The organism is Vibrio sp. 1402 (genome assembly GCF_033340275.1).
Window position 1 is genome coordinate 1 of record NZ_JAWOWE010000312.1, and the last position, 672, is coordinate 672.

Sequence of the window (672 nt, forward strand, 5' to 3'; positions counted from 1 at the left end):
GTTACCTGCTTAAGCAAAGTGCTCAAGGCAGGGGAATTGCTGGAGAAACTTTAACATTAATTAAGCAATTTGGGTATAGGAAGTATAAACCACCTTTTTGCTCCTCATCCGAAGTATCTTACCTGAAATTCCCTCACTCGTTTACCGCTCAAGCCCCAATTTTAACTGCCGGTCCAGCCTAAACCGCTCTAATAAGGTTCGATTTGGCGGTAAAATCTCTAGCCTGATAGCTCGAGAGATACAAACTGCCCCACCGCCCCGTTTAAAAGTTGGCAGTGTTGAGCAGTGTTGGATTTGGGGTCGTCAGTCACAGAGACGCCTCTGTGCTGGATCGAACAGGCTGGGAGTCAGTGGCGGCGCTCGTTCTGGTGGCAGCTCACGCTGCTTGGCGGCATTCGCCTTGGCTGTTTTCTGTTTCAGATGCTTGAGAATCTGCTCAATGACCTTCGGATCTTCGATGCTGGCAATCACTTTGACGTGACCGCCGCAGTGTTCGCAGACTTCAATATCAATATTGAAGACTCGCTTGAGGCGTTGCATCCAGGTCATGGCGCGGTGGCGCTCTGCAGGACTCTTGTCACGCCAGTTAGTATCGAGACCTTCCGATTTGTCGGGCTTCTTGCCCCGCTTGGCGGGTGTTACTTGAACTCGGTGTTTGCTGTTCGGTGCAAA

Annotated in this window: 1 protein-coding gene and 1 pseudogene; one reads left to right on the forward strand and one right to left on the reverse strand. The window is 50.7% G+C overall.

The genetic code is table 11. The features are described 5' to 3' along the window. Positions 1–182 (forward strand): hypothetical protein (locus R7044_RS25770; RefSeq protein WP_225456067.1); only part of this gene is annotated, 182 nt, incomplete at its 5' end. A 121-nt stretch (positions 183–303) separates the two neighbouring features. On the opposite strand, the pseudogene R7044_RS25775 reads toward R7044_RS25770, so the two are convergent. Beyond that, positions 304–672, reverse strand: a pseudogene (locus R7044_RS25775) (IS91 family transposase); the annotation flags it as partial.